The organism is Acinetobacter bereziniae (genome assembly GCF_016576965.1).
Lineage (GTDB): Bacteria > Pseudomonadota > Gammaproteobacteria > Pseudomonadales > Moraxellaceae > Acinetobacter > Acinetobacter bereziniae.
Window position 1 is genome coordinate 2818343 of record NZ_CP066119.1, and the last position, 26010, is coordinate 2844352.

The following is a 26010-nucleotide window of genomic DNA, read 5'->3' on the forward strand; positions in this document are numbered from 1 at the left end:
TAAGCTTTTAGTTTCAAACTTTACAGTTGTTTTTTTTCACTTCATTAAGTCTCTACTTATCGGTATTACTGTTAGATACTTTCTCAATTTTACATTAAGATAAGTAAGTACTGAAGTGTCTCCATACATTATTTTAAATAATGTTTTCGCAAGATTTAAAACAAGGTCTTCTATGTCTCAGGCAACCGCCACTGCTCAACAAAACTCTTTCAATGCTGATGCAAAAAATAAAGACAATGCACAGTTAAAAGAGTTTCGTACGCCACCCCACAATTTGGCAATTGAACAAGCTGTACTTGCTGCGTTAATGACTGTCGCTGAATCTTTTGAACAAGTGAGCGATACTTTAAGTGAAAATGATTTTTACGCAACGCGTCATAAATATATCTTTCGTGCAATCGAAAAACTTGCTCAAGAAAGCTCACCTTATGATGCGGTATTGGTCAATGACTGGCTGATAAAGCAAAATTTACTCGATGCAATTGGTGGTGAAGAGTATTTAATGCAATTGATGGCAGACTCCCCTTCAAGTTTCTATAATTTAGAAACTTATGCTGGAAAAATCAAAGAGTTTGCGACTTTGAGAAATATGATTAAAGTCGGCAATGAAATTTTACAGAATGCCTATGACACCAAAGGTCGTGATGTCAGTGAGATTTTAGATCTTGCTGAAACCAATATTTTCTCTATTGCAGAGCAACACAATAATAATGCGAAGGCACAAGGTCCTAAAGCAATTACTTCCGTGGTTGCTGACGTTTTTGATAAATTAAATGAATTATCTCAGCTAGATGGTAATATCACTGGCTTAACCACAGGTTTTATGGAATTGGACAATAAAACCTCAGGTATGCAAGCAGGTGATATGATTATTGTTGCAGCACGTCCGTCCATGGGTAAAACGACCTTCGCAATGAATTTAGTCGAAAGCGTTTTATTCAACTGTGACCTACCCGCACTGGTTTTCTCTATGGAAATGCCAGCAGACTCTATTGCAATGCGTTTAATCTCTGCCTATGGTAAAGTTCATCAAGGACACTTACGTTCAGGAAAACTGGATGGTGATGAATGGTCTAAAGTGACTGGTACGATTTTACAACTTCAAGAAAAGCATCTTTATATCGACGACTCCTCTGCACTTCCTCCAACAGAGGTACGTGCACGCGCACGGCGTATTGCCAAACAACATGGTGGTAAATTGGGGTGTATCATGATCGATTATCTCCAATTAATGAAAGTCCCTGGTATGGGTGACAACCGTGTGGGTGAGATCGGTGAAATTTCACGAAGCTTAAAAGCGCTTGCAAAAGAAATGATGTGTCCTGTTATTGCACTGTCTCAGCTTAACCGTTCTTTGGAGAATCGACCAAATAAACGTCCTGTTATGTCAGACTTACGTGAATCTGGTGCGATTGAGCAGGATGCCGATTTAATTATGTTTATTTACCGTGATGAAGTTTATAACAAAGAATCAAAAGAAGCTGGCACTGCCGAAATTATCATTGGTAAACAACGTAATGGACCTATTGGTACAGTACGTCTTGCCTTTGAAGGTCAATACACCCGATTCAGTAATTTATCTCCTGAGTACTATGCTCAATACGAAGACGAAGAATAAGGTTTATCACCAATAAATAATGAAGAGACTTTGGACTCAGATCTTTGATTTTAAAGTCTCTTTCAATTCATCAATATTTCTGATCCAGTCTTCATAATCATCTGAATCTTGCCATAGCTCATCCAATTCAGAGCTTTCAGATGTCAATAAGTTTAATGCAAGTAGGGCTTTTGGAATCAATGCATAATTTTGCTTATTTCTATTCTGCTCTAGCCATTTTTCTACAGGTTCAGGATAATATTCGTTGTCAGCTATACTCGCTGTAAAAGATTTTGCCAACACCTCTGCTGCCGCATGCGCAATACATCCCAAATCAGCGTCAATAAACTCTTCTGTGGTCATATCAATGATTTGATCAAATGCATCCTCAATCACGTCATAACCGTTATGTTCTTCAAATTCATATGCCCAATCACTGGCTGTATCATTGCCAAAAGGTTCATGTGACCATGTTCCCATACACGTATACCTTAATCATGAAATTGAATATAAAATGTACGATTTTGTAAAAAAAATAAAGATCAATATTTTTACAAATTATGTTTAAGCAAAAATACAAGAATTTTATCGATACAAAATCAATAACTCATTAAAAACACAAATGTTCGTGTCCATTTAGCCTTGATCAGACTACAATAATCTTGGTTCTTGATCATGATCTTTTTAAGACAATATAGAACCATCATTACATTTCTAACCGCATAATTTCATCAATTTTATGCTGTATTTGCCATTCCCAAGGAGTAACGAGGGTGCGCCAAGCAACAGTTTATATTGACAGCGAAGCGCTGCAATATAATTTAAACCGTGTCAAACAACTTGCCCCAACCGCAAAAATTGTCAGTATGATAAAAGCCAATGCATATGGTCATGGCGTCAAGGATTGCTTAGCCGCCTTAAGTTCAACTGATGCTTTCGGTGTCGCCTGCCTTGAAGAAGCTTTGGAAATTCGTGAATTAGGTTATCAACAACCGATTACCCTGATTGAAGGTATTTTCAATGCAGATGAAATGCCAATTGTTCTAGACAGTAACTTTGAGCTAATGATTCACCATCAACAGCAGCTTGATTGGTTAAGCGCCTACAAAGACCAATATATCCAAAAAGGACTGAAAGTTTGGGTCAAACTCAATAGTGGTATGAATCGCTTAGGCTTTAAAGTAGCTGAAATTATTGAAGTGATCCATTCATTACAAGCTGAAGGTTTTACTTGTGTACTTGCTATGCACTTCGCAAACGCTGATGTCGATCATCACCCCTTAAATGAATTGCAAAAGCAACAATTTTTGCAAGTTAAAGAAGCATGTTCACCTATTTTGGCGTCGTGCTGTAACTCAGCCGCTATTTTTAAATGGCCTGAACTAAATTTTGATTTTGTGCGACCAGGAATCATGCTCTATGGTGCGTCACCATTTGCAGACCAATCTGCACATGATCTCGATATCCGTCCTGTAATGACATTTACCGCTGAAATTATTGCTTTAAATCATATTCAAGCAGGTGAATCTGTCGGTTACGGTTCAACTTTCGTTTCAGAGCAAGAGATGGATATCGCAATCGTTTCTATTGGTTATGGAGATGGTTATCCTCGTGCCTACCTCTCGCAGAATTATGTTTCTATTCATGGGCAAGCAACCCGTGTTATTGGTCGTGTTGCAATGGATATGATTGCCATTGATGTCACTGGATTGAATGCACCAATCGGGACAGTCGTAGAACTCTGGGGTAAAAACCGTTTAGTTGATGAAGTTGCGACAGCAAATGGTACGATTGGCTATGAATTATTATGTCGTATGACAGGTCGTCCAAAACGTAAAAAGATTTAAATCTTTTTATACCAAATTGTACCCATCGTGCAGAATAAAAGCCATGTATATGATAGAGATACACTTAATATCTCTATCATTTTTAGAAAAAATAGTCTCGGAAGTATAGGCAAAAAAGTCAGATAAGATTCACTCAATATCTGCGATTGTCTATTTAACTGTTAACACAAAAGTAAGGATTGAATGTTTAATTTTATCATCTTAAAAAAACTCATACTCAAAGCACAGCCCACAAAAGTACTTTTTAAATAGCATTAAAAAATGGCTTTAAACAAAATCATCCTCAATGTCTTCAAATTATTCGATCTCATAAAGTAATTTGAGTAAATTGGGTATATCTTGCTTATCTAAATTTAATGGCTGAAAACGCAGAAAACCTTTGTGCTCAAAAAACTGCTGAATTTTACTGTTTCGCCTGACATACTTCATCGACCACTGAGAAAAATGCCCTCTTTCTACCTGTAAAGCTCTAAATAGCTTTATCTGATGATGTCTAGGATCTTTATATAATTTCTCCAACAGACGTAAAATTACCGACTGTTCGCCTTCAAGGCATTGAAAAAAAATGCTCATCGGCAAAATAAAGTACGCCTCGAACTTGATGCAGTACATTAAAGTCTCTCGCTTCACCAAGAATTTCTCTTAGATCATTCAGTAATTGATGATGAGGTGATGTTGTTTTACTTGCACAGCATAATTGAAAAGTCATGTAATTCTTCTATTTTTATCTTTATATTGTTATAAACAATTATCATTTAATGTACAAGCCTTAACTTTTTATTATTTAGATATTTAATTCTATTTTGATACTGTTCTAACAGACACTATTTGCATAAGTTCGTCGATTTGTTGATCAGTTAAACTCATGGGTTTAAAATGATTTAAGCCACATTTTTTACAGAAAATACTGACTACTCCATTACGATCGACATACTTCATTTGCCAAGCTTCAAAGTGAAACTCTTCAATATTGTTAAGGAAACAAAAACGATAATTCTGATCTTGATGATTTAAAATATGTTGATAAATTAAATCTATTGATTCCGCTTCACCCTCAAAACAATGTAAGAAGTGTTCATTTGCATAAAATGAAACACCATGTATATGCTGCTCAGTAAAAAAAGTGGCTGCACGAAGCATCGCATTCCTAAATTCAGCCATTAAACGCAAATCTTTTAAATTTATGCTTGATACATAACAAAGTTGAACTAATTCCATGTTCTTTACATTTAAAAAATTAGAGTACTTATTAAAATAATGGATCGAGATTAAATTTTAATTAATGCACGTTCCCATCTATTGAGAAGTTTACTCAAAATAGTCCACAGTAGGTTTTGGCAAATCCTGTAATCCTTTTTTTAAGGTTTCCGACCATTGCTTACTGATATGCTGAAAATATGGATCATCTTCAACAATACGCTTTCCTTTAGGAATTTTTAAGCTGTCTTTATCATAAATCATGGCATCTAATGGCATACCGACTGAAACATTCGAACGTAGTGTGGAGTCAAATGAAATCAAACTACAGCGTAAAGCTTCATCCAAAGGCATATCATAACTTAATGCCCGATCTAAAATCGGCTTACCATACTTACTTTCTCCAATCTGGAAATACGGCGTATCACTGGTCGCAGAAATAAAGTTCCCTTGTGGATAGATATTATAAAGCTGCATTTCTTCACCGCTGATTTGTCCACCCACCAACAAACTACAGTAATAATTACTTTGCTCTTGAGTATCTTCAGTCACATCAGCAATCACTTTTCGTAAAGTCTGACCAATTAAGCCAGCAACTTCAAACATGGTGTTGACGCTATATAGATTGGGTTCTTGTTTTAGAGCTAAATGATTTTCCAAATGCCCAATCACTGCTTGAGTCGTCGCCAGATTACCCGAAGTTTGTATACAGATAAAACGTTCGCCTTCGATCCCGAAAGTATAGAGCTTTCGATATACCGAAATGTGATCGACTCCAGCGTTGGTTCGAGTATCACTAATAAATACTAAACCTTGTTTGAGTCTTAAAGCACAGCAATACGTCATGGAGCTACCTATACAACTAAAATTAGAAATTAATCATTTTGCAATACAAGACACTATTGATCATTCTGCATCAGCATGCAAGTACCTGAACGATAGAATACATTGATTCTGCACCCCCTTTTTCACGTATACCTCGAACTGGAGCAACATCCCAATAATCTCGACCAACAGCGACATAGACATGTGATTGTGGGCTAAAAAGCTGATTGCTGACATCAATCATATGCCATTGCCCTTCCAAGTAGACTTCTGTCCAAGCATGGCTTGCCAAATGTGACTGATTATTAACATACAAATACCCTGAGACATAGCGTGCAGGAATACCCAAAGCTTTTGCCATTGCAATCAATACATGACTATGGTCCTGACAAACCCCTTGTTGTGCAGAAAAGGATGCTATAGCCGTATGCGTAACCGTTGTGCTTGCGGTGATATATGGCATGTACTGTAGCAATGCTTCGGCTAATTTTTGAAAATTAGCCCAGCTTTTTTGCGGTAAATAGTATTCTGCAAATGCAATCATTTCATCATTACACAGCGTTGCAGTTGTAGGTTGTAAAAATACGGCGGGAGCAAGTGTATCCTGTAAACCAAGTTGATTGTCTGTATTAATTTCAACAATCCCTTGCGCCATAATCAACATTTGTTGATAAGGTTCTGTTTGCGAGCTGGTCAACCAAATATTATTGAAAGCATCTTTTTTATATTGTTTTTCTCCAGGAATACTAATTTGCCACCCCGTCACTTGTTGATGTAAATTCGATTGCGGGGTCATTTTTATATATTGAATGCTGTTTTTTGCCCAGTCAGAATATTGATAATGGGTTTGATGATTAATCATGAGTTTCATAAGCGATCCAATTCAAATAAAGAATCAATATGATCACTAAAATGATAATAATTCATTCTATTAGGCTGTTTTTTTAGCTCCTCCCACACTTCTGGCAAGCTACACATCCCATGCTGATTCAAACTACTAATCACCGCATTTAATTGCGTCAATGTTAGCGATTTATCTTGGCTTAGCCGTAACTGACGGTCGAACTGTTCCATTTTTTGCCCAAGACTAAAGAATAAGAACAATAACTCATCATCTTCTGCTTCAAGAACATCATTACACTCCTCACAGACATCACAGATAAAACTGGCATTTTCTTCGGCTTGGTGTAAAAGCTGATTCAACTCAGCAAATGATTTCGCAGAAATAACCCCACGCAAGTCATGAATATTATTTTTGGCACATAAAAACTGTTGGTGAAATGATGCAGGCTGCTCAGTGTCCAAAATGAGTTCATTCAAGGAGCTGGCATCGAATGCCGGTAAACAAAATGCATTTGCATAATCTAATGCCAATTCATTGGTTTTAAAAGGGAACTGGCTACATAAATATTGTATGCGAGTCAAATAACGCCCTAACCAAAATATATTTTGTGCATTTGTACTGAGTAAAATCATCTTTTCTCTCCTTTGGTTGGGATTGCTAAGGACTGATTAAATTGAATATTCATCAATCACCCATGTATCCTTAATTCCACCACCTTGTGATGAGTTAACCACCAATGAACCTTGTTGCATTGCAACTCGGGTCAAACCACCAGGAACGATTTCTATACGTTCAGGTGAGGTTAAAATGAATGGTCGTAAATCAATATGACGTTCAGCAATTCCTTGTGAGGTTAAAGTTGGCGCTACTGATAAATCTAATGTCGGTTGCGCAATATATGCTGAAGGTGAAGCCATTAATTTAATTCTAAATAAATCAATTTCTTGTTCAGTTGCTTTAGGACCTATCAGCATCCCATAACCACCAGAACCTTGAGCTTCTTTTACGACCAATTGATCGAGATTTGCCAACACATAATCCAATGCATCAGCGTCACGACATTGATAAGTGGGTACATTTGATAAAATTGGCTTTTCATTCAGATAATAAGCAATCATTTGATCCACATAAGGATAAATTGACTTATCATCAGCAACCCCTGTACCTGGTGCATTTGCAATGACCACATTTCCACTCAAATAAGCTGACATCAGCCCTGCAACACCTAAAGTACTGTCAGGTCTAAAACATAAAGGGTCTAAAAAACCATCATCTAAACGTCTATAAATTACATCAACCTGTTGACGTCCTCGGATGGTTTTCACATAAACCTTGTCGTTTTCAACAAAAAGGTCACGAGATGTCACCAAGGGTACACCCATCTCTCTTGCTAAAAATGAATGCTCATAATATGCACTATTGTAACGACCCGGCGTCAGCACCACGATTGTGGGTGTAGTGACTCTTGAATTTTCAACGAGAATTTCACGCAAAAGCTGTGGATATTGCTCGATACTTGCAACTTGCTGATTGCATAATTCAGGCATCAATTTTTGACTCATCTTACGGCTTTCAATCATGTAAGACACACCAGAAGGAGTACGTAAGTTATCTTCTAAGACAAAGAACTCCCCGTGTCGATCACGGACAATGTCGATACCACTGATTTGACTATAAATATTTCCATTTAAACTGTGATTCATCATGATCGGTTGATACGCTTCATGTGAAAGCACTGGTAATTCAGGAATAAAACCTTCTCTTAAAATATTTTGCTCATGATAAATATCAGCAAGAAATAGATTTAAAGCTTTGATACGTTGTGTACATCCTGCCTCGATTTTGTTCCATTGTTGTTTGGCAATCACTCGGGGAATCAAATCAAAAGGAATGGTGCGATCAATCCCAGATTTTTCTCCATATACAGCAAAGGTAATTCCTTGATATAAAAAATGCGCTTTAGCTGTTTCATTTAGTTTTTCAAGCTCATAAATACTATGTTGAGATAACCAATGCTCAACTTTTTCCGCAGTTTCAGGTGAAAGAACATGATCATCAGTCATTTCATTAAAGAAAATAGAATCGAGTTGTTTAAGTAAATGCACTGCTGGTTGCTGCATCTCAATATTTAAATGAACAGCTACCTGAATATTTTTTATCTCTTTTAATTCACCTGTATTCGACTGAGTCTGCTCTTCAATCATTGACACAGCAAAACGTTCTGCATAATTTTCATTACTTGAATTTGTATCCATCGTTTCTTTTAGCATACAAACCTCTTCTTATGTTCTCTGGTGGCAGGATGAATCAAGCAATATCAATGCCAACAATCATTGAGTCTTAAAATGTTTTCAGCATCAGGTTTGAAATCTTTTAACCAGCTTTTATTAATTCATTGTTTATTGTTTAGCTCAATGTGAGTTTTGATCGAACTTGTTTCAAAATTTTTTAGTGTGTGTTTTCAAGGTCTAACAAACTAATTTAAGGATAGAACTTGCAGAAAGTTTTTTATTTTTCTATTGTGTAGCAGATTTATTTCCCTTAAACCTTCACGATTTCAACGATATTTGACATGTCTGCACAAGAAAAAGAAACCTCCAACAGCCTCTATCGCCAATGGCAAATTTTGTCCCGACTTTCTACGGGTAAATGGATGGGCACACGTGAGTTACAAGAAGTCTTAGAACGTGAAGGAATTGAGATCAGTTTGCGTACTATTCAACGTGATCTCAATCAAATTGCGCAACGCTTTCCCATCGAAAGCAATAAGACTGTGCCTCAAGGTTGGCGTTGGCGCTCAGATGCACCAATTCAAAGCTTGCCTCATATGACCAGCTCTCAGGCAGTCACATTTATGATGGTTGAGGAACATTTAAAGCACCTGTTACCACCAAGTTTGATTGATGAAATGAATCCTTGGTTTGATCTAGCTCGTCGCAGTTTGTCAACTCAAAATAATGTTCGACAATGGATTAATCGAGTTCGTATTGTTCCTGCTAGTCAGCCTGTAATCCCTCCTTTGGTTGAGAGACAGGCGCAACAGGCAATCTATGAAGGATTACTCCAAGACAAGCAAATTGAATGTATTTACCGTTCACGTGGTCATCAAGGTGAGGAAAAAACTTATATTCTCAATCCTTTAGGCTTGGTACAAAAAGGTGCGATCATTTATTTGATTTGTACCAGACATGATAAAACCGAAGTCCAAACTTTTGCTTTACATCGTTTTAAATCAGCAACAGTCTTAGACTTGCGAGCATTACATCCTGTTAAATTTGATATTGATGAGTATATTGATTCAGGTGCACTTGGTTTTAGAGTTGATTTTTCTCAACCGACCAAGAATGTTGAATTAAAACTGGTGATGCACGAAGATGATGCGCAGTACTTTACAGAAAGTCAGCTTAGCAAAGAGCAAAAAGTTGAACAATTAAATGAACAACTGTATCAAGTGAGTGCAGTAGTTCCCTTTACCTCACAATTGGTATGGTGGCTGAGAAGCTTCGGTAAAAAGATTGTTCGAATCGAACCTGTAGAAGTTTTTAATGCAGTTCATGAAATTGAATAATCAATATTAACTAGCATAGATACAAGTTCTACATACAAGCCCCAATAAAAAAGAGCCTCTCGGCTCTGATATCTTATTGTTTTTGTTTTTTTTAAATTTTATTATTTTTGCGCTGATTAAAACTCATGTCACATTTTTACATGTCCACAAGACATGAGTTTTCATTGGAGTAAGTTGAACATCACATCAGACAGCACGCAAGTTCAGCATTGTTGTAACGGATTGATTTCATCGTCATAGTAACCACCTCTCGTTTGAATGTAGATTGACTATAACCACGATTTTTCAAACTGAAAAATAATTAAAACTGCTTTGTTTTTCACCAATTCTGTTTAAGCGTTATTTGTATAACCTTAGATTCAATCTAATTATTTAGAATTTATCGCAAACAAAAACCAATAAGATGCGCAATTAAAATCTTTATCAAGATATGCTTACTTGATGAATCTACTGATAAAATCAAAGCTTCATCATTCAAATGACTTTTCAATTGATATAAATATTCATTTTGAAGATGCGATGTAAATACTGAGTTTTTCCAATAAAGGTTCCACCAACGCTTTGCCTCTTAATTGATCCAACCATAGCTGAGGAATGGCATGATAACCAAAATACAGTCCAGCTATACCACCAGCCACACATGCAGTTGTATCGGTGTCTCTGCCTAATGCAATCGAGCTTTTAATCACATCTTGATATGACTTTTTTGGAGGGCATATCTTGCTGAATTTAAACAATCAACCACATAACCACTCCCCGTCCCCTGAACGAATTCATCAGGACGAATATATAACTCAAGCTGTTGCAAATCTTCTGGTCGATCTTGTAAACATTGGCGTAGTCTTGCAACTGCATCCGACCACGCAGGCTCAATATCCAATCCGTTCAGAATTGATCTAGCCCATAAGCAATACAAAGCACAACATACCTTTGACCTTAGATGTGCATGGGTAATATGAGACTGAGTATACGCATCCTCAATCAACTGTTGATCTGAACCTTGATGCCACAACGCTAAAGGCAATACACGCATAAGTGAACCATTACCATTGGCATGTTCATCATTTTTAGCAACCTGAGATAGAGGGACACCCATTAAATACTTTCTTATCGATTCAGCAGTTTGCACACCGACATCGAAAACTTGATAGTCAACTGCCATATATCCATACTGATACCAATTACACAACCGCTTCATGAGATCTTCTGCATCCATTTTATGCTTATACAGGAGTGAATCGAGCAAACTTAGCGCTTGTGCACCATCGTCCGACCATGTCCCTAGTGGAATTTCTGGATAAGTCTTAGAAAAATAAGCAGGTGGAAGCATATCAATTTGATTATATTCAGGTAACTGTTCAGGCAGATTAAACTCATAAGGCACACCGACTGCATCTCCAATCAATAGCCCATAAATTGCACCTTTAATTCGATCTTGCTTGTTCATGTTATTCTCAGAACTACTCATTTATTTTATATTGTCATAAAGACCATATATTTTCAACAAGCAACTATACATTCTTTGGGTTATAAAAAAGCCCGCAATAAGCGGGCTTTTTTAAGGATTCAAACTTAGGCAGATTTTTTCATTTGGTTATGTTTACGAATCGTAATCATCACCAATTGAACAGCCGCAGGTGTTACCCCTGGAATACGACTCGCTTGTGCAAGCGTTTCTGGCAATACATTTTTAAGTTTCATGGTAATTTCACGAGAAAGACCTGAAACAGCATCATAGTCAAAATCAGCAGGAATTTTGGTATCCTCCAAACGCTTCATTTGAGCAACATCTTCTTGCTGACGGTTGATATAGCCTGCATATTTCACCGCAATTTCAATTTGCTCACCCACAAATGCAGATACTTCAGAGCCTGTCAATTCCGCAATTTGAGAGAAATTGATATTTGGACGTTTAAGCAAATCAATCGCAGAACACTCTTTGGAAAGATCTGCACCAGTCATTTCAACGAATTTTTTACCCATCGGGTTATTTGGTGCCGCCCATAGATGTTGCAAACGACCTGTTTCTTTTTCAACTGCTTCCATTTTTTCACAATATGCAGCCCAACGCTCATCGTCAACCAAGCCCATTTCACGACCAATCGCTGTTAAACGCTGATCTGCATTGTCTTCTCGAAGCATCAAACGGTATTCTGCGCGCGAAGTAAACATACGGTACGGTTCTTTAGTCCCTAAAGTAATCAAGTCATCAACCAAAACACCCATATATGCTTCATCACGCTTAGGTGTCCATTGCTCTTGATCCCAAGCACGACGAGCAGCATTTAAACCTGCCAATAAACCTTGCGCACCGGCTTCTTCATAGCCTGTCGTACCATTGATCTGACCAGCAAAATACAAGTTATTGATGGATTTTGTTTCTAACGAGAATTTCAACGATTGCGGATTGAAATAATCATATTCAATTGCATAGCCTGGACGAAGGATATGTGCATTTTCCATACCGCGAATTGAACGTACCAACTCAAACTGAACATCAAATGGCAATGATGTTGAAATACCATTTGGATAAAGCTCATGGGTGTCCAAGCCTTCAGGCTCTAAGAAAACCTGATGCGAGTCTTTATCAGCAAATTTATGAATTTTGTCTTCAATAGATGGACAATAACGTGGACCAACCCCTTCAATCACACCTGTATACATCGGTGAGCGATCCAAACCACCACGAATGATTTCATGGGTACGTTCGTTGGTATGCGTAATATAGCAATTCACCTGTTCTGGATGCATAGACACATCTCCCATGAATGACATGGTTGGAGATGGAAAATCACCCGGTTGTGGGATCATCACAGAAAAGTCAACTGAACGAGCATCAATACGTGGTGGCGTACCTGTTTTTAAACGCCCCACTGGTAAGTTTAATTCACGTAAACGCGCAGCTAAAGAAATAGAAGGAGGATCACCTGCACGACCGCCCGACGAATTATTCAATCCAACGTGAATAACCCCGCCCAAGAATGTACCTGTTGTCAACACAACTGTTTTCGCATCGAAGCGAATACCCATTTGAGTGACGACACCCTTCACCGTATCGCCTTCAACGATAAGATCATCAGCGGCTTGTTGAAAAATGTCTAAGTTGGCTTGATTTTCCAAAGTATGACGAATTGCAGCTTTATAACGAATACGGTCGGCTTGAGCACGTGTTGCACGGACAGCAGCGCCTTTACGCGAATTCAGGATACGGAATTGGATACCACCTTTATCAGCAGCGAGAGCCATTGCTCCACCCAACGCATCGATTTCGCGAACCAGATGAGATTTACCAATCCCGCCAATAGCAGGGTTACAGCTCATCTGCCCTAAAGTCTCAATGTTATGAGTCAAAAGCAGAGTCTGTCGACCCATACGCGCCGCAGCAAGTGCTGCTTCCGTACCTGCGTGACCGCCACCGATAACAATGACATCGTAAACTTTAGGATAATGCATAGTGATAAATGAGAGATAAAAAGAATGACAGGAAATTATAGCAAAAATTTACGCTCAGTTTTAGGCGGTTTTACAAAAATTTATCTCACAAATCACACTTATTTCCAATTAAACATTTAGATACATAGGCAACATAAATTGACACTTCGTTTCAGTAAGTCCCTACAAATCAAATTTAACTTAGCAAAAAACCGCTATACCATGAGAATCACTCAGATAATTAAATTTTCCATCATGAATACAAGGAATACGATTATGAAAAATACATTGTCTAAGATGATGACGGCTTCATTGTTGAGTTGTATGGCAATTGGTTTTGCTCATGCTGCTGAGGAAAACACCAGTAAAGCTGAAGTGAAAAAGCAAATTCAGGTGTGTGCTAAGAAAAAGCAAGGTGATTGGGTCACTTATGCCAATAAAGGTGTAACTTTTAATGGTACGTGTGAACCCAATGAAAATGGTAAGCTTCAATTTAGCTTCCCTGCACCACCAGCAGGCAGTAACACAACAGGTGCTGCTGCAGCGCCAGAACCTGCGATGGAAAATCGTCCTGCTGTAGAACAAGCTGCTCCTGCAAGTGCTGATGCACCTGCAACCAATGACGCTTCTCAAGCGGAACAGCCAGCGGTTGAACAACCTAGCCAAGCTGCACCAAGCGAAGACCCAATTCAAGCTCAATAATTTCCTCTAATTCAACACTTCTTCTTATCTTGATGGAGTGAGTGATAATTTCATTCATCTATGTTGAAAAATGGATAAATGTTGAGATTAAAAGAGATTCCGTTTAACGGGATCTCTTTTTTATATTCAGGGATCCTATAGTTAAACCACCTGATTATTCATACAAGTGATTTAATTTCAATCATGTATATCCAATGAACTTTATGCTTTATACAAATTGTTAGGAGTTTTGGTGATTCATTTATTTTTTGGGATTTAAAATTAGGGATAGTCTTTGAATGACCACTTGAATCCACTCCACTTATTCTAAATATAAAATATTGTATTTATTAATTTTTTAATAAAATTTATTATTCTCCAAAAGAGTATTTTTTTTAATTATTCATCAGTCATGTTTTTTATTTTTATATTTTGATTGTTTCGATTACACTCAATTTTGAGTAAGGAATATTCACCTGTTTAAATGATTTAAAACAACAAAAAGGATGAAACTATGGATTCAGGAATAATCACCATCATGCTTCCACTCGCCCTCGCCATCATTATGATTGGTTTGGGCTTAGAGCTCACTCCGAAAGATTTCGCTCGGGTATCAAAACATCCCAAAGCGGTTTTGATTGCATTATTTTGTCAATTGGTACTTTTGGTCGGTATCGCCTTTGTCATCTGTAAAGTACTCGCCCTACCACCTTTACTCGCAGTTGGATTAATGTTACTCGCTGCATCACCAGGTGGAAGTACCGCAAATTTATTTAGCTATTTATTTAAAGGTGACATTGCACTGAATATTACCTTGACTGCAATTAATTCTGTGATCGCAGCTTTTACCCTCCCTCTGATTGTTAACTTCTCCATTCAATACTTTATGAATGATGGACAGCAAATCAGTATGCAGTTCAGCAAAATTCTTCAGGTTTTTGCAATTATTTTAGTTCCTGTCTGTATCGGTATGCTGATTCGACATTATGCACCTCATTTTACGGAAAAATTAAATAAACCATTGCGCATTTTCTCAGTGGTCTTCTTGATACTCATCATTATCGGAGCAATTGCTAAAGAGCGCGCACATATTCTGGAATATCTCACTCAAGTCGGTTTAGCTACAGTAATTTTCTGTATTTGTAGTTTGCTCATCGGTTATTTTGTCCCAAGATTATTAGGTATCAATAGTGCGCAAGCACGTGCTTGCGCTTTTGAAATAGGTATTCATAACAGTACCTTGGCAATGACCATCGCATTGACGGTCATGGCAAATTCAACAGTGGCAATGCCTGCTGCAGTTTATTCGATATTTATGTATATTTTTGCAGCGATATTTGGTGCATTGATTTCAAGACATGCCACGCAAGAATCTGTAATTGAACGTGCATGAAAAATGATCCTATAAAACCGAAGTGGATGTTGATACATCCACTTTTTTTATTTTGGCTGAAGCTAGGCGCACCTTGACAGTTTCCGTTACAATATTGGCTTTAAGAAAACGATTTAGGTCTTTCCCGTGAAGTGGTTACAAATTCATATTACAGTTGAACAAGCTCAAGTTGATTTTACTGAAACTTTATTAAGTTCTTTAGGTGCAGTAAGTGTGACGCTCGATGATGCTGAAAATCAAGACTTGCTTGAGCCTCTTCCAGGTGAAACACCTTTATGGAATAAAGTCATTGTTACAGGCATTTACGCTCAAGAAGACCATGAAGAAATCGATGTAGCGGCTTTAGAGACATTTATTCGCACTCAACTCCCGACTGCCCCAATGAAAAGTGAGTTCCTCGAAGACCAAGTTTGGGAACGCTCTTGGATGGACTACTATGAACCTATTCAAATTGGTGAAAAATACTGGATCGTACCTGAGTGGTTAGAGCCTCCTGAAGCTGATGCTGTCAATATCAAACTTGATCCGGGCTTAGCCTTTGGTACAGGCAACCATGCATCCACCTTCCTTTGCTTGCAATGGCTGGGTAAAACTGATGTTAAAGACAAAATTGTGATTGATTATGGTTGTGGCTCAGGCATTTTGGGTGTTGCAGCATTGTTATTAGGCGCAAAAAAAGTCTATGCAACTGATATTGACCCACAAGCAGTCTTAGCGACAAAACAAAATGCTGAGTTGAATGGTGTACTTGAAAATCTTTATGTCGGGCTTCCAGAAGAATTTAACGAAACGTTTAAGGCTCAACAAGCAGATGTACTGGTTGCAAATATTCTTGCTGGTCCATTGATGTCCCTTGCCGAAGAATTCTCAACTTTAATTAAATCTGAGGGCGAGTTCGCACTTGCAGGTGTAATTGAAGAGCAAGTTGCTGATGTTTCTAGTGTTTATTCTGAATTTTTTGATATAGTAGAGGTAGAGAAACGCGAAGAAAACTGGTGCAGAATTTCTGGTTCGCGTAAGAAATTTTAATCGATGAATATTTAACTATCTATGGCTGAAAAACAAACCCGCTGCCCTAATTGTGCTTCAATTTATAAAGTGTCAGTTACACAGCTTACTGTTGCGCAAGGTATGGTTTGTTGTCCAAAATGTGGCGATAACTTTAATGCACTGGTTCATCTTCAGCCCTCTCCTTCTGATCAGCAAGCGATAAATACCCCTGAAACAGCACACAAATCGAATCAGGAGTCTTTTGATAATCGTCGGAATGAAACCAGCGTGCTGGATATATTCAATCGTAAAGTTGAACATTCCAATATAGATCTGAGAACCTACTTAAATAATTTGAACTACTTTAATAATGAACCTGTTCATAATATTCCCAGTTTAAATCTATCGAAGGGACTCAATCACAAAGGCGATGATCTGCTCAAACCGAAAAGTACTTTGTATTATCTGGCTTGGAGTTTCATTAATCTTTCATTGCTTAGCATTTTAATGTTCCAAATTGTTTGGTTTAACCCAAACTTGACTGACCGCTATCCTGCAATCAATACTGTTTTCACCAAAGCATGTTCAGTTTTTCATTGTGATACTGTTGATCAACGTTACAAACATATCGTGATTAGTAATCTCAGAGTAAAGGCAATTGATTCACAACAAACTCAATTTTCAGGTCAAATCAATAATCAGTACTCTAAAAGTTTAGAGCTCCCGATAATAAAGGTCACACTCAAAGCAAATGATAAAATAGTCAAAACTTATTCAATCCCAGCTGAAGACTATCTCATCAAGAGTTTGATAGGAATTAAACGAATTCCACAAAATAGCCCATATCCTTTTAAATTTGTCATTACAGAGCCTAGAAAAAGTTTTGATGACTATCAATTAGACGTCATTCATCCATAAAATTAAAAAAAACTACAAAAAAATGAAAAAAAATGTAGTTTTCTTGCTCATTTTTTCTGAGACAATGCTATCATACGCGCCACGAAAGCTTTGTCCTGCAAACTCCTCGCAATTTTTCACAAAAACTACTGTTTTGTTATGTGCTTTATATCCAATATCGCGCAAGTAGAACATTTTTTTGTTTAAAAGAGTGTAGTAACAAATATTAATCTATTGTTACGCTTATTTTTCACTCAACTCGACGATTTGTGGCAAGCTAATTGTTCTTGTTTTAGAGCCAACCGTTTTAGGATCTAAAACGGGGCTCAGATTTTTTTAGACCACATTTATATTGCTTTACCCAAGCAATATTTTGATTTTTCGGATTAACTCGCATGAATAGCAAATCTCCTATTTTTACTGCACAATCTGATGTCGCTCTTCGTATTCACGTAGATCGCGCAGTTCGTCACTATTTTGCACAATTGCAAGGTGAGCAACCATCTCAAGTGTACGATATGGTGCTAGCAGAAATGGAGAAACCTCTTTTATCTGTCGTTCTAGAATATACGCGCGGGAATCAGACACGCGCTGCTGAAATTCTCGGACTAAACCGCGGAACTTTACGCAAAAAGTTAAAAGCTCACGGTTTAATGAGTGAATAAATGATAAAATGCTCACGGCTTGCGTGGGCATTTTTTTTACCTACGTTTTGCCTACCTGTTCAATCTCTAGACTTAAAAACTGTTGACGAAGATCATGACTATTAAACGCGCTTTAATCTCTGTTTCTGATAAAACCGGGATCGTTGAATTTGCCCAGAACCTTGTTGCTCTTGGGGTAGAAATTTTATCTACTGGTGGTACATATAAGTTGCTTAAAGACAACAATGTCGCTGTAGTTGAAGTTTCAGAGCACACTGGCTTCCCTGAAATGATGGATGGTCGCGTAAAAACATTACATCCTAAAATTCATGGTGGCATCTTGGCTCGTCGTGGACTAGACGAAGCTGTCATGGCTGAACACAATATTGATGCGATTGATCTTGTTGTTGTAAACCTTTATCCATTTGCCGCAACTGTTGCTAAACCAAATTGTTCTCTTGCTGATGCAATTGAAAATATTGATATTGGTGGTCCAACAATGGTTCGTGCTGCTGCAAAAAATCATGCATCTGTGGGCATTGTGGTAAACGCAGCCGATTATGCAACGGTGATCAATGAACTCAAGACTGAGGGTGCACTATCTTATGCAACTCGTTTTGATTTGGCAGTAAAAGCTTTTGAACATACTGCACAATATGATGGCATGATTGCATCTTACTTAGGCGCTCGAGTAGGTAAAGAAGAAGGTCAAGCAGATAAATTTGCACGTACTTTCAATACACAATTAAATAAAGTACAAGACCTGCGTTATGGTGAAAATCCTCACCAGTCTGCTGCTTTCTATGTTGAAGCAACTGCAACTGAAGCATCAGTTTCTACTGCAAAACAGTTACAGGGTAAAGAACTCTCTTATAACAATATCGCTGATACAGATGCAGCTTTAGAATGTGTGAAATCATTTGCTAAACCAGCTTGCGTGATCGTAAAACATGCCAACCCTTGTGGTGTTGCTGTATCACTTGATGGGATTCAAACAGCTTATGATCTTGCTTATGCAACAGATCCAGAATCAGCTTTTGGCGGCATCATTGCATTTAACCGCGAACTTGATGTAGCAACTGCTCAAGCGATTGTCGATCGTCAGTTCGTTGAAGTGATCATTGCACCTAGCATTGCAGATGGCGTTCTTGAAGTGACTGGTGCCAAGAAAAACGTTCGTGTCTTAGTTTGTGGCGAATTGCCAAAAATTGATGAACGTGCTGCACAATATGACTATAAACGTGTTAATGGCGGTTTACTTGTTCAAGACCAAGATCTTGGCATGATCACCAAGGATGATCTTAAAGTCGTAACAAAACGTGCTCCTACTGAAGCTGAAATTGATGATTTGATCTTCGCATGGAAAGTTGCGAAATATGTTAAATCAAATGCAATTGTCTATGCTAAAGGTCGTCAAACTATCGGTGTAGGTGCAGGTCAAATGAGCCGTGTCAACTCAGCACGTATTGCGGCTATTAAAGCTGAGCATGCTGGCTTAGTGGTTGAAGGTGCGGTAATGGCATCTGATGCATTCTTCCCATTCCGTGATGGTATTGATAATGCTGCAAAAGCAGGTATTAAATGTATTATTCAACCAGGCGGTTCTATGCGTGATGAAGAAACCATTGCAGCAGCTGATGAAGCTGGAATCGCTATGGTCTTTACAGGTATGCGTCATTTCCGTCATTAATTTACGATAAATCAAATTAGAAAATTCACCCAAATCCTCCTTTATAAAAAGGGGGATTTGTTACGAAATATAGGACGCTTTAAATTCCCGCCTCACCAATAAATGAGAGGAAAGAATTTAAAAAGGATACATTCAATGAACATTTTAGTTTTGGGTAATGGCGGTCGTGAACATGCACTTGCATGGAAAATCGCTCAAGATGAAAAAGTCACAAAAGTGTTTGTTGCACCTGGCAATGCAGGTACAGCTACAGAGCATAAATGTGAAAATGTTGCGCTCGACATCCTCGACAACCCTGCAATTATTCACTTTGCTAAGAATAATGCAGTCGATTTAATTGTTGTTGGTCCAGAAGCACCACTTGTAAATGGTGTTGTAGATGCAGGTCGAGCTGCTGGACTTAAAATTTGGGGACCTACTCAATTCGCTGCTCAGCTTGAGGGTTCAAAAGCTTTTGCTAAGCATTTCTTAAAACGCCACAATATTCCAACCGCCTTCTATGATGTGTTCACAGAAGTAGATGCGGCGAAAGCATTCGTAGAAAAAAATGGCGCGCCGATAGTGATTAAAGCTGACGGTCTTGCTGCAGGTAAAGGCGTTATTGTTGCAATGACCAATCAAGAAGCATTTGATGCGATTGATGACATGCTTGCAGGCAATAAGTTCGGCGATGCTGGTTCTCGTGTTGTGATTGAACAATTCCTTGCAGGTGAAGAAGCGTCTTTCATCTGTATGATTGATGGTGAAAACATTCTTCCAATGGCAACATCACAAGACCATAAGCGTATTTTTGAAGGCGATCAAGGACCAAATACTGGTGGTATGGGGGCGTACTCTCCTGCCCCTGTGGTCACAGCTGAAGTCTTTGATAAAGTGATGAAAGAAGTGATGCGTCCAACTGTAGATGGCATGAAAGCAGATGGTCATGTTTATACAGGTTTCCTCTATGCAGGTTTAATGATTGATGATGAAGGTCAACCACGTGTGATTGAATTCAACTGTCGTTTTGGTGATCCTGAAACACAACCGATCATGATGCGTTTAAAATCATCTTTGGTTGATTTGGTTGAAGCGGGTATCGACGGTCAACTTCCGGCAGAAGCTGAATGGGATGAGCGTAAAACTGTAGGGATCGTTCTCGCATCGAAAGGTTATCCTGAAACTTCGAGCAAAGATGATGTCATTTCTGGTTTAGATACAGAAATGGCTGATGCAAAAGTATTCCATGCAGGCACGGCTAAAAATGCCAATGGTGAGATTGTCACTGCGGGTGGTCGAGTACTTTGCGTGACTGCTTTAGGTAACACAATTGGTGAAGCACAGGCGAAAGCTTTAGAACTTTGCCAAAAAGTAACTTTTGATGGTGTTCAATATCGTAAAGATATCGGTTACCGCGCAATTGCACGTGAAAATGCCTAAAGTCTTTTGATACTTCACAAATGCCTGCGACAGCAGACAGTTTTAAGTGTCATCGCTTTTAATCTCAAAGAAGCTTAAAACCCGCTTCAATGCGGGTTTTTTTATTGCTCACTCAAGTACAAATTTTAATTTCGTTTATTAAATTAGCCCCCTCAAATTAATCATGAGCTTCAGTTGCATTTCTTAACCAATCTAGCAATTGTGGAAATTCAATATAACCATCACTGGCAAGGAAGTGTCCAGCATTGGGAATCACTGTATAAGCAAAGTTAAGTTCTTGAGCCAACGCTAGACTTAATTCTTTTGGGACATATTGATCATGATCAGAAATAAACATCTGTCCATGCAGAATTTTATTTTTAAAAGAAAAGTCTTTTTTCGTAGCAAGAATATATCCATCCAACTGAGGTAAGGCTTTCAATCGTTCAGAAAATCCTGACACACAAACCACCCCACCAATCTGTTGAAATTTCGATTGCGCAAGAAAATCAAGTAAGGTGATACAGCCCAAACTATGCGCAACGAAAAATGTATGTTTATCAATTCGAGGAATATTGTCTTTTAACGTTTTATTCCACGCTAAAAGATGAGGATGACTTGAATCAGGTAAAGCAATTTTTATAACACGGTTATTTTGATCGCTTATGTTACGCTCAAGATAACCAAACCAATGATCATTCACATTTGCACCGTAGCCATGAATAATATAAATATTATTTTGCGCAAATGCTGCATTGATCAATAGAAAAAAACTGAATACAACAATGATAAATCTCATAAGTTTAGCACTCTGTTGACAGGACATTCATCATGCTAAAGTATGACAGTAGTGTGAGTGTCAAGTGAATTCATACCGCATTGAGAACATCACACTAACAAATTAATTCACATCAGAAATAAACTCATTCCGAGCCAGCGAAAAAGCTAAATCATGAAATATATACCCAACTGACGTTATGATCTAAAACATTCAATGAGACAAGCCAGTCAATATATTCAAACTGATATTTTTATGAGACTAACTAAGCACGAGATATAAAAATATTTTAAATACTCCCTTTGTTTTGGCCATCCCTATCAAATTCCTATATCTAAAATTGAGATAAAAAATCCTAAAAAATTTATATATAATGAATAAGCATAAAATTTAAACAACGTTATCAAAAAATTCAACAAAAGCGATTGTTTTACCTCATAAATTAATAAAAACATTGATATTCAATCTGATGCAGCATGATACATTGTTAAAAAACAACCACTATGTATAACATTGATTTATTGATATGATAAACAAATCTTTAGGGGCGGTTTTAAACAATTAAAATTCCTTTAAAACTTCACTCTAATTCCCAAATGTAAAGATCATAGATAGCGCAATACGACATGTACGTCAACGCATTATTTATTTTCAAAGATGTTAAAAATTCGATTTAAACCATCGAGAATGCAAGGGACTCTATTCGATTGCATTTCCTACTTAGGACTGATTCATGAAAAAGCTGTTTGGCGTTTTACTCAGCGCATCTGTGCTTACCCTTTCTGCTTGTGGAAAACAAGAAGCTCCAAAAAATGACACTGCTCAAGCAGATGCAGGAAAAGAACAAGTCGTAACTATGGCTTCAACGGGTTCGGATGCAGATATTTGGCGTTATATCGCAACACTCCCTGAAACCAAACAAGCAGGAATTAAGCTTGAAGTTAAAAATTTCACTGACTATGTTGCAATGAACACTGCTGTTGCCAACAAAGAAGTCGATATTAATGCTTTCCAATCGTACGCTTACCTTGTGGCTTTCAATGATTCTAACAAAGAAAAAATTGCACCGATCTCTACAACATATTTAGAGCCTATGGGTATCTACTCTAACAAAGTTAAAAAAGTTGAAGCGTTCGCAAATGGTGCAACGATTGCGATTCCTAACGATGGTGCAAACGAATCACGTGCTTTATTGTTGCTTCAATCTGCTGGGTTAATCAAATTAAAAGATGGCTTTGATCTTGTTAAAGGTACACCTGCTGACATCACAGAAAATACTAAAAAGATCGTGATCAAACCAATTCAAATGGCAACTGCGGTTCGTGCTAAAGATGAAGTTGATGCGATTGTTTTAGGCAACACGCTCGCAATGGAAGGTGGTTTAAATGTACTTAAAGATTCAATTTACTATGAACCAGTAGACCAAACCACCAAAATGAATGTCAATGTATTAGCGGTAGCTGATGCGCGTAAAGACGATCCTATCTTGAAAAAAGTGGGTGAGTTATATCATGTTGCAGCTGTTGGTAAATATGTTCAAGAACACTTTGGTGGTACTAAAGTGGATGTGAATAAACCAGTAAGCTACCTCACAGAAGCAAAATAGTCTTATAATGGCTTATAAACAAAACAGGCAAAGCGACTTTGCCTGTTTTTTCTTTTTAGTATAGTTTTTGACGATATGATTGAATTTAAAAACATTTCAAAACACTATGAGTTAAAAGGTCAAACCATACGTGCGTTGGATCAGATTAATCTGGAAATTCCTGCGGGCAGTATTTTTGGCATTATTGGCTATAGTGGCGCTGGTAAAAGTACCTTAATCCGCTTGATTAACCTGCTTGAGCGCCCCAATGAAGGTCAGGTCATTATCAATCAAAAAGACTTTACGGCACTTGATGCACGTACATTACGTCAAGAACGTGCAAACATCGGGATGATCTTTCAGCATTTTAATTTACTACAAACCAAAACAGTGGCAGACAACATTGAAATGCCTCTGAAATTATTGGGCGTAAACAAGTCTGAACGTGAAAAACGCCTAAATGAGTTGCTTGAGTTTATTGACTTAAAGCATAAAAAAGATGCGTATCCCGATGAGCTTTCAGGTGGTCAAAAACAACGTGTCGGTATTGCCCGTGCCTTGGCAAATCATCCAAAAATTTTGCTTTGTGATGAGGCAACTTCTGCACTCGACCCACAAACCACAAAATCTGTGCTTGCTTTGCTTAAAAAAATTAATCAGGAACAAGGAATTACTGTGGTGATGGTTACCCACGAAATGGATGTCATCGAATCTGTTTGTGACTATGTGGCTGTCATGGAACAAGGGAAAGTCATCGAAACGGGTTCAACTCTTGAAATCTTTAGCCAACCACAACACCCTACGACAAAAAACTTCATACAGACTGTTTTACAGCAACAATTGCCTGTAAATATTTTAAATAATTTAGAAAATCAAAATCATAAAAGTATTTACAGCCTACAATTCCTTGGCACATCTGCTCAAGAAACTGTCGTTCAAGCTGCAATTAAACAATTTGATGTCAGTTTGAATATATTGTTTGCCAATATGACTGAAATTAATGGTTCAGTGATCGGTCAAATGTTTATCCAGCTTCTCGGTGATGCAGATAATATTCGTCAGACGATTGAATTTTTTGAAAGAAATGGTGTAAAAGTTGAACAGTCAGGAGTGAGAGTATGAGAGAGCTCATTGTACAGTGGCTAACAACATTGACCGCTCCCTTTTGGAAAAGCTCACTCAGCATTGACCAATTTGTTACAGCAATGCAAGAAACCTTACAAATGGTTTTCTTTGCGATGTTGTTCGGTACAATCTGGGGCTTTATTCAAGCCATTATCTTATTGGTCACTCGCCCGAATGGTATTCTGCCGAATCGTGCCGTTTATCAAATTCTGAACCCGATTGTAAATGCTTTACGCTCACTCCCCTTCATTATCCTGCTTATTGCTGTATTCCCACTGACAAAAGCACTGGTGGGTACTACCATCGGAACATGGGCAGCAATCGTTCCGTTAACGATTTATGTTGGTCCATATATTGGACGCTTAGTGGAAACGTCGCTACTCGAAGTGAATGAAGGAATTATTGAATCAGCTCAAGCAATGGGTGCATCTCCTTGGCAGATTATTTTTAAATTTATCATTCCAGAATCACGCAGTTCTCTGATCCTGAGTCTAACCACAGCGACCATCAGTTTGATTGGTGCAACTGCTATGGCAGGGGCCGTTGGTGCTGGCGGTATTGGTGATTTAGCTATTTCTTATGGTTATCAACGCTTTGACCAAAGTGTGGTCTATCTCACTGTTATTGTATTGTTGGTTCTAGTCCAAATTGTTCAAAGCTTAGGAAATTGGTTATCTAAACTGAGATAATCGTGATTCTGAAATCATACCCTCTACTTTGAGGGTATTTTTTTGATTGCACTCAGTATAATTTGAATTGAACCCTATAAAACTTAGTCCTTACTCGCTATTCTCTTGATCAAACACTCATAACTAAGTAAGTTATGGAAAAATTGAGGCATCTTTAAAATGAATAAACTTAACCAAATATTTAATCGAACACTTATTATATCAACACTTTTTCTTTTTACGATGGGAAGTTTTGCACATGGTTCCGAAGATTACACCACAACAGTAAAAGTAAATGGAATAGAACTCAATCAAGCAATTAGTGCAGTACAAGTTGACAAATTATTGGGGAAAAATAGTCAAAAGATCACCAAAGAGTACGCAGAATGTACAGGAAACTATGAATATTCAACCTCTACACCATCTGGAAAAAAATTGAAATTTGAAATATTTGCTGAAGACAACCCACAAATTAAATCTGACAGTTTTTATAAAAATAAACAAAACTTTCAACAACTGGGAACAACCAAAGGGCGTGTTTGGTTATCTTGGTCAAATAGTCAGAACATCAATGACAGTATTTTCGTGAATAACCAAGCCATCACCCATCAATACACACTCAATCAATTTAAAAAAGATTTTCCAAACAGCGCAAAGAACGGCACAGATGTTCTGATTTTAACCAGTGCTGAAGCGAAACAATATTTAAAAAAATCCACCGAATTTGAAATAGGTTATACCGCCTATGTCCATTTTGATTTCAAAAACAGTAAGCTAAATAAACTTGAAATCAACCAAGGAATGGCTTGTTAAGTTGACTTAGCATAGCTGATCATTGATTGGCTATGCTT

22 protein-coding genes and 2 pseudogenes are annotated in these 26010 nt (G+C 37.8%); 14 read left to right on the forward strand and 10 right to left on the reverse strand.

What is annotated here, in order from left to right; translation table 11 throughout:
* Positions 1-172 precede the first annotated feature (172 nt).
* Positions 173-1618: a replicative DNA helicase gene (gene dnaB, locus I9192_RS13330; RefSeq protein WP_004824429.1), complete on the forward strand. Its 1446-nt coding sequence runs from the start codon at positions 173-175 to the stop codon at positions 1616-1618.
* 36 nt (positions 1619-1654) lie between these two features.
* On the opposite strand, the gene I9192_RS13335 is transcribed toward dnaB, so the two are convergent.
* On the reverse strand, positions 1655-2077 hold the full coding sequence (locus tag I9192_RS13335) for a DUF4259 domain-containing protein (protein WP_004824431.1): 423 nt from the start codon (positions 2075-2077) through the stop codon (positions 1655-1657).
* A gap of 293 nt (positions 2078-2370) precedes the next feature.
* On the opposite strand from I9192_RS13335, the gene alr reads away from it, so the two are divergent.
* Positions 2371-3444: an alanine racemase gene (gene alr, locus I9192_RS13340; RefSeq protein WP_200149857.1), complete on the forward strand. Its 1074-nt coding sequence runs from the start codon at positions 2371-2373 to the stop codon at positions 3442-3444.
* 297 nt (positions 3445-3741) lie between these two features.
* On the opposite strand, the pseudogene I9192_RS13345 reads toward alr, so the two are convergent.
* The 6 genes and pseudogenes from I9192_RS13345 to I9192_RS13370 all read right to left on the reverse strand — a co-directional run bounded on the left by I9192_RS13345 (position 3742) and on the right by I9192_RS13370 (position 8580).
* Positions 3742-4153, reverse strand: a pseudogene (locus tag I9192_RS13345) (BLUF domain-containing protein).
* An 89-nt stretch (positions 4154-4242) separates the two neighbouring features.
* Positions 4243-4662 (reverse strand): BLUF domain-containing protein, encoded by a 420-nt coding sequence (locus I9192_RS13350; protein ID WP_121775673.1) that lies wholly within the window; start codon positions 4660-4662, stop codon positions 4243-4245.
* Positions 4663-4752: 90 nt separating this feature from the next.
* Positions 4753-5487, reverse strand: coding sequence for a proteasome-type protease (locus I9192_RS13355; protein ID WP_004824440.1), 735 nt, complete (start codon positions 5485-5487; stop codon positions 4753-4755).
* 70 nt (positions 5488-5557) lie between these two features.
* Positions 5558-6337: a transglutaminase family protein gene (locus I9192_RS13360; RefSeq protein WP_005032206.1), complete on the reverse strand. Its 780-nt coding sequence runs from the start codon at positions 6335-6337 to the stop codon at positions 5558-5560.
* On the reverse strand, positions 6334-6942 hold the full coding sequence (locus I9192_RS13365; protein ID WP_005032208.1) for an alpha-E domain-containing protein: 609 nt from the start codon (positions 6940-6942) through the stop codon (positions 6334-6336). The genes I9192_RS13360 and I9192_RS13365 overlap by 4 nt, the downstream gene beginning before the upstream one ends.
* 36 nt (positions 6943-6978) lie before the next feature.
* Positions 6979-8580, reverse strand: coding sequence for a circularly permuted type 2 ATP-grasp protein (locus I9192_RS13370; RefSeq protein ID WP_005032210.1), 1602 nt, complete (start codon positions 8578-8580; stop codon positions 6979-6981).
* A 302-nt stretch (positions 8581-8882) separates the two neighbouring features.
* Here I9192_RS13370 and I9192_RS13375 point away from each other — a divergent pair, with 302 nt between their 5' ends.
* Positions 8883-9878 carry a helix-turn-helix transcriptional regulator gene (locus I9192_RS13375; RefSeq protein WP_004824446.1) on the forward strand — a complete coding sequence of 332 codons (996 nt, stop codon included), beginning with the start codon at positions 8883-8885 and terminating at the stop codon, positions 9876-9878.
* Positions 9879-10381: 503 nt separating this feature from the next.
* Here the strand turns inward: I9192_RS13375 and I9192_RS13380 are convergent.
* Positions 10382-11325, reverse strand: a pseudogene (locus tag I9192_RS13380) (ADP-ribosylglycohydrolase family protein).
* Between the two features lie 125 nt (positions 11326-11450).
* A complete protein-coding gene (gene mnmG, locus I9192_RS13385) occupies positions 11451-13331 on the reverse strand; it encodes a tRNA uridine-5-carboxymethylaminomethyl(34) synthesis enzyme MnmG (RefSeq protein WP_004824451.1) in 1881 nt (626 codons plus the stop codon).
* 255 nt (positions 13332-13586) lie between these two features.
* Here mnmG and I9192_RS13390 point away from each other — a divergent pair, with 255 nt between their 5' ends.
* The 7 genes from I9192_RS13390 (at position 13587) to purD (ending at position 21024) form a co-directional block, all read left to right on the forward strand.
* Positions 13587-14012, forward strand: a complete 426-nt coding sequence (locus I9192_RS13390) for a hypothetical protein (protein WP_005032215.1) — start codon at positions 13587-13589, stop codon at positions 14010-14012.
* 493 nt (positions 14013-14505) lie between these two features.
* Positions 14506-15384, forward strand: coding sequence for a bile acid:sodium symporter family protein (locus tag I9192_RS13395; RefSeq protein ID WP_005032216.1), 879 nt, complete (start codon positions 14506-14508; stop codon positions 15382-15384).
* A gap of 126 nt (positions 15385-15510) precedes the next feature.
* Positions 15511-16413, forward strand: coding sequence for a 50S ribosomal protein L11 methyltransferase (gene prmA / locus I9192_RS13400; RefSeq protein ID WP_004824454.1), 903 nt, complete (start codon positions 15511-15513; stop codon positions 16411-16413).
* A 21-nt stretch (positions 16414-16434) separates the two neighbouring features.
* Entirely contained in the window at positions 16435-17292 is an 858-nt protein-coding gene (locus tag I9192_RS13405; protein WP_005032217.1) for a zinc-ribbon and DUF3426 domain-containing protein, read from the forward strand.
* A 374-nt stretch (positions 17293-17666) separates the two neighbouring features.
* On the forward strand, positions 17667-17936 hold the full coding sequence (gene fis / locus I9192_RS13410; RefSeq protein ID WP_001086304.1) for a DNA-binding transcriptional regulator Fis: 270 nt from the start codon (positions 17667-17669) through the stop codon (positions 17934-17936).
* 94 nt (positions 17937-18030) lie between these two features.
* Positions 18031-19605, forward strand: a complete 1575-nt coding sequence (purH, locus tag I9192_RS13415; protein WP_004824458.1) for a bifunctional phosphoribosylaminoimidazolecarboxamide formyltransferase/IMP cyclohydrolase — start codon at positions 18031-18033, stop codon at positions 19603-19605.
* A gap of 135 nt (positions 19606-19740) precedes the next feature.
* Entirely contained in the window at positions 19741-21024 is a 1284-nt protein-coding gene (gene purD / locus I9192_RS13420) for a phosphoribosylamine--glycine ligase (protein ID WP_005032218.1), read from the forward strand.
* A gap of 157 nt (positions 21025-21181) precedes the next feature.
* Here purD and I9192_RS13425 read toward each other — a convergent pair whose 3' ends face one another.
* Positions 21182-21802: an RBBP9/YdeN family alpha/beta hydrolase gene (locus I9192_RS13425; protein WP_005032219.1), complete on the reverse strand. Its 621-nt coding sequence runs from the start codon at positions 21800-21802 to the stop codon at positions 21182-21184.
* Between the two features lie 712 nt (positions 21803-22514).
* Here I9192_RS13425 and I9192_RS13430 point away from each other — a divergent pair.
* The 4 genes from I9192_RS13430 to I9192_RS13445 all read left to right on the forward strand — a co-directional run bounded on the left by I9192_RS13430 (position 22515) and on the right by I9192_RS13445 (position 25972).
* Positions 22515-23387, forward strand: coding sequence for a MetQ/NlpA family ABC transporter substrate-binding protein (locus I9192_RS13430; protein ID WP_005032220.1), 873 nt, complete (start codon positions 22515-22517; stop codon positions 23385-23387).
* Between the two features lie 75 nt (positions 23388-23462).
* The gene (locus tag I9192_RS13435; RefSeq protein WP_042089647.1) at positions 23463-24488 is read left to right on the forward strand and encodes a methionine ABC transporter ATP-binding protein; all 1026 of its coding nucleotides are present in this window, start codon (positions 23463-23465) and stop codon (positions 24486-24488) included.
* Positions 24485-25180 carry a methionine ABC transporter permease gene (locus tag I9192_RS13440; RefSeq protein WP_004824474.1) on the forward strand — a complete coding sequence of 232 codons (696 nt, stop codon included), beginning with the start codon at positions 24485-24487 and terminating at the stop codon, positions 25178-25180. Before I9192_RS13435 ends, I9192_RS13440 begins: the two co-directional genes overlap by 4 nt.
* 159 nt (positions 25181-25339) lie before the next feature.
* The gene (locus I9192_RS13445; protein ID WP_005032228.1) at positions 25340-25972 is read left to right on the forward strand and encodes a hypothetical protein; all 633 of its coding nucleotides are present in this window, start codon (positions 25340-25342) and stop codon (positions 25970-25972) included.
* The last annotated feature ends 38 nt before the right edge of the window (positions 25973-26010 follow it).

Bases quoted from the DNA above. Each gene is read 5' to 3' on its own strand.
- I9192_RS13355 (WP_004824440.1), bottom strand. From the start codon at position 5,487: ATGACGTATTGCTGTGCTTTAAGACTCAAACAAGGTTTAGTATTTATT.
- mnmG (WP_004824451.1), bottom strand. From the start codon at position 13,331: ATGCATTATCCTAAAGTTTACGATGTCATTGTTATCGGTGGCGGTCAC.
- I9192_RS13360 (WP_005032206.1), bottom strand. From the start codon at position 6,337: ATGAAACTCATGATTAATCATCAAACCCATTATCAATATTCTGACTGG.
- I9192_RS13440 (WP_004824474.1), top strand. From the start codon at position 24,485: ATGAGAGAGCTCATTGTACAGTGGCTAACAACATTGACCGCTCCCTTT.
- I9192_RS13430 (WP_005032220.1), top strand. From the start codon at position 22,515: ATGAAAAAGCTGTTTGGCGTTTTACTCAGCGCATCTGTGCTTACCCTT.
- I9192_RS13370 (WP_005032210.1), bottom strand. From the start codon at position 8,580: ATGCTAAAAGAAACGATGGATACAAATTCAAGTAATGAAAATTATGCA.
- fis (WP_001086304.1), top strand. From the start codon at position 17,667: ATGAATAGCAAATCTCCTATTTTTACTGCACAATCTGATGTCGCTCTT.
- I9192_RS13390 (WP_005032215.1), top strand. From the start codon at position 13,587: ATGAAAAATACATTGTCTAAGATGATGACGGCTTCATTGTTGAGTTGT.
- purH (WP_004824458.1), top strand. From the start codon at position 18,031: ATGACTATTAAACGCGCTTTAATCTCTGTTTCTGATAAAACCGGGATC.
- purD (WP_005032218.1), top strand. From the start codon at position 19,741: ATGAACATTTTAGTTTTGGGTAATGGCGGTCGTGAACATGCACTTGCA.
- I9192_RS13335 (WP_004824431.1), bottom strand. From the start codon at position 2,077: ATGGGAACATGGTCACATGAACCTTTTGGCAATGATACAGCCAGTGAT.
- I9192_RS13405 (WP_005032217.1), top strand. From the start codon at position 16,435: ATGGCTGAAAAACAAACCCGCTGCCCTAATTGTGCTTCAATTTATAAA.
- I9192_RS13435 (WP_042089647.1), top strand. From the start codon at position 23,463: ATGATTGAATTTAAAAACATTTCAAAACACTATGAGTTAAAAGGTCAA.
- I9192_RS13350 (WP_121775673.1), bottom strand. From the start codon at position 4,662: ATGGAATTAGTTCAACTTTGTTATGTATCAAGCATAAATTTAAAAGAT.
- I9192_RS13395 (WP_005032216.1), top strand. From the start codon at position 14,506: ATGGATTCAGGAATAATCACCATCATGCTTCCACTCGCCCTCGCCATC.
- dnaB (WP_004824429.1), top strand. From the start codon at position 173: ATGTCTCAGGCAACCGCCACTGCTCAACAAAACTCTTTCAATGCTGAT.
- I9192_RS13445 (WP_005032228.1), top strand. From the start codon at position 25,340: ATGAATAAACTTAACCAAATATTTAATCGAACACTTATTATATCAACA.
- I9192_RS13365 (WP_005032208.1), bottom strand. From the start codon at position 6,942: ATGATTTTACTCAGTACAAATGCACAAAATATATTTTGGTTAGGGCGT.
- I9192_RS13375 (WP_004824446.1), top strand. From the start codon at position 8,883: ATGTCTGCACAAGAAAAAGAAACCTCCAACAGCCTCTATCGCCAATGG.
- I9192_RS13425 (WP_005032219.1), bottom strand. From the start codon at position 21,802: ATGAGATTTATCATTGTTGTATTCAGTTTTTTTCTATTGATCAATGCA.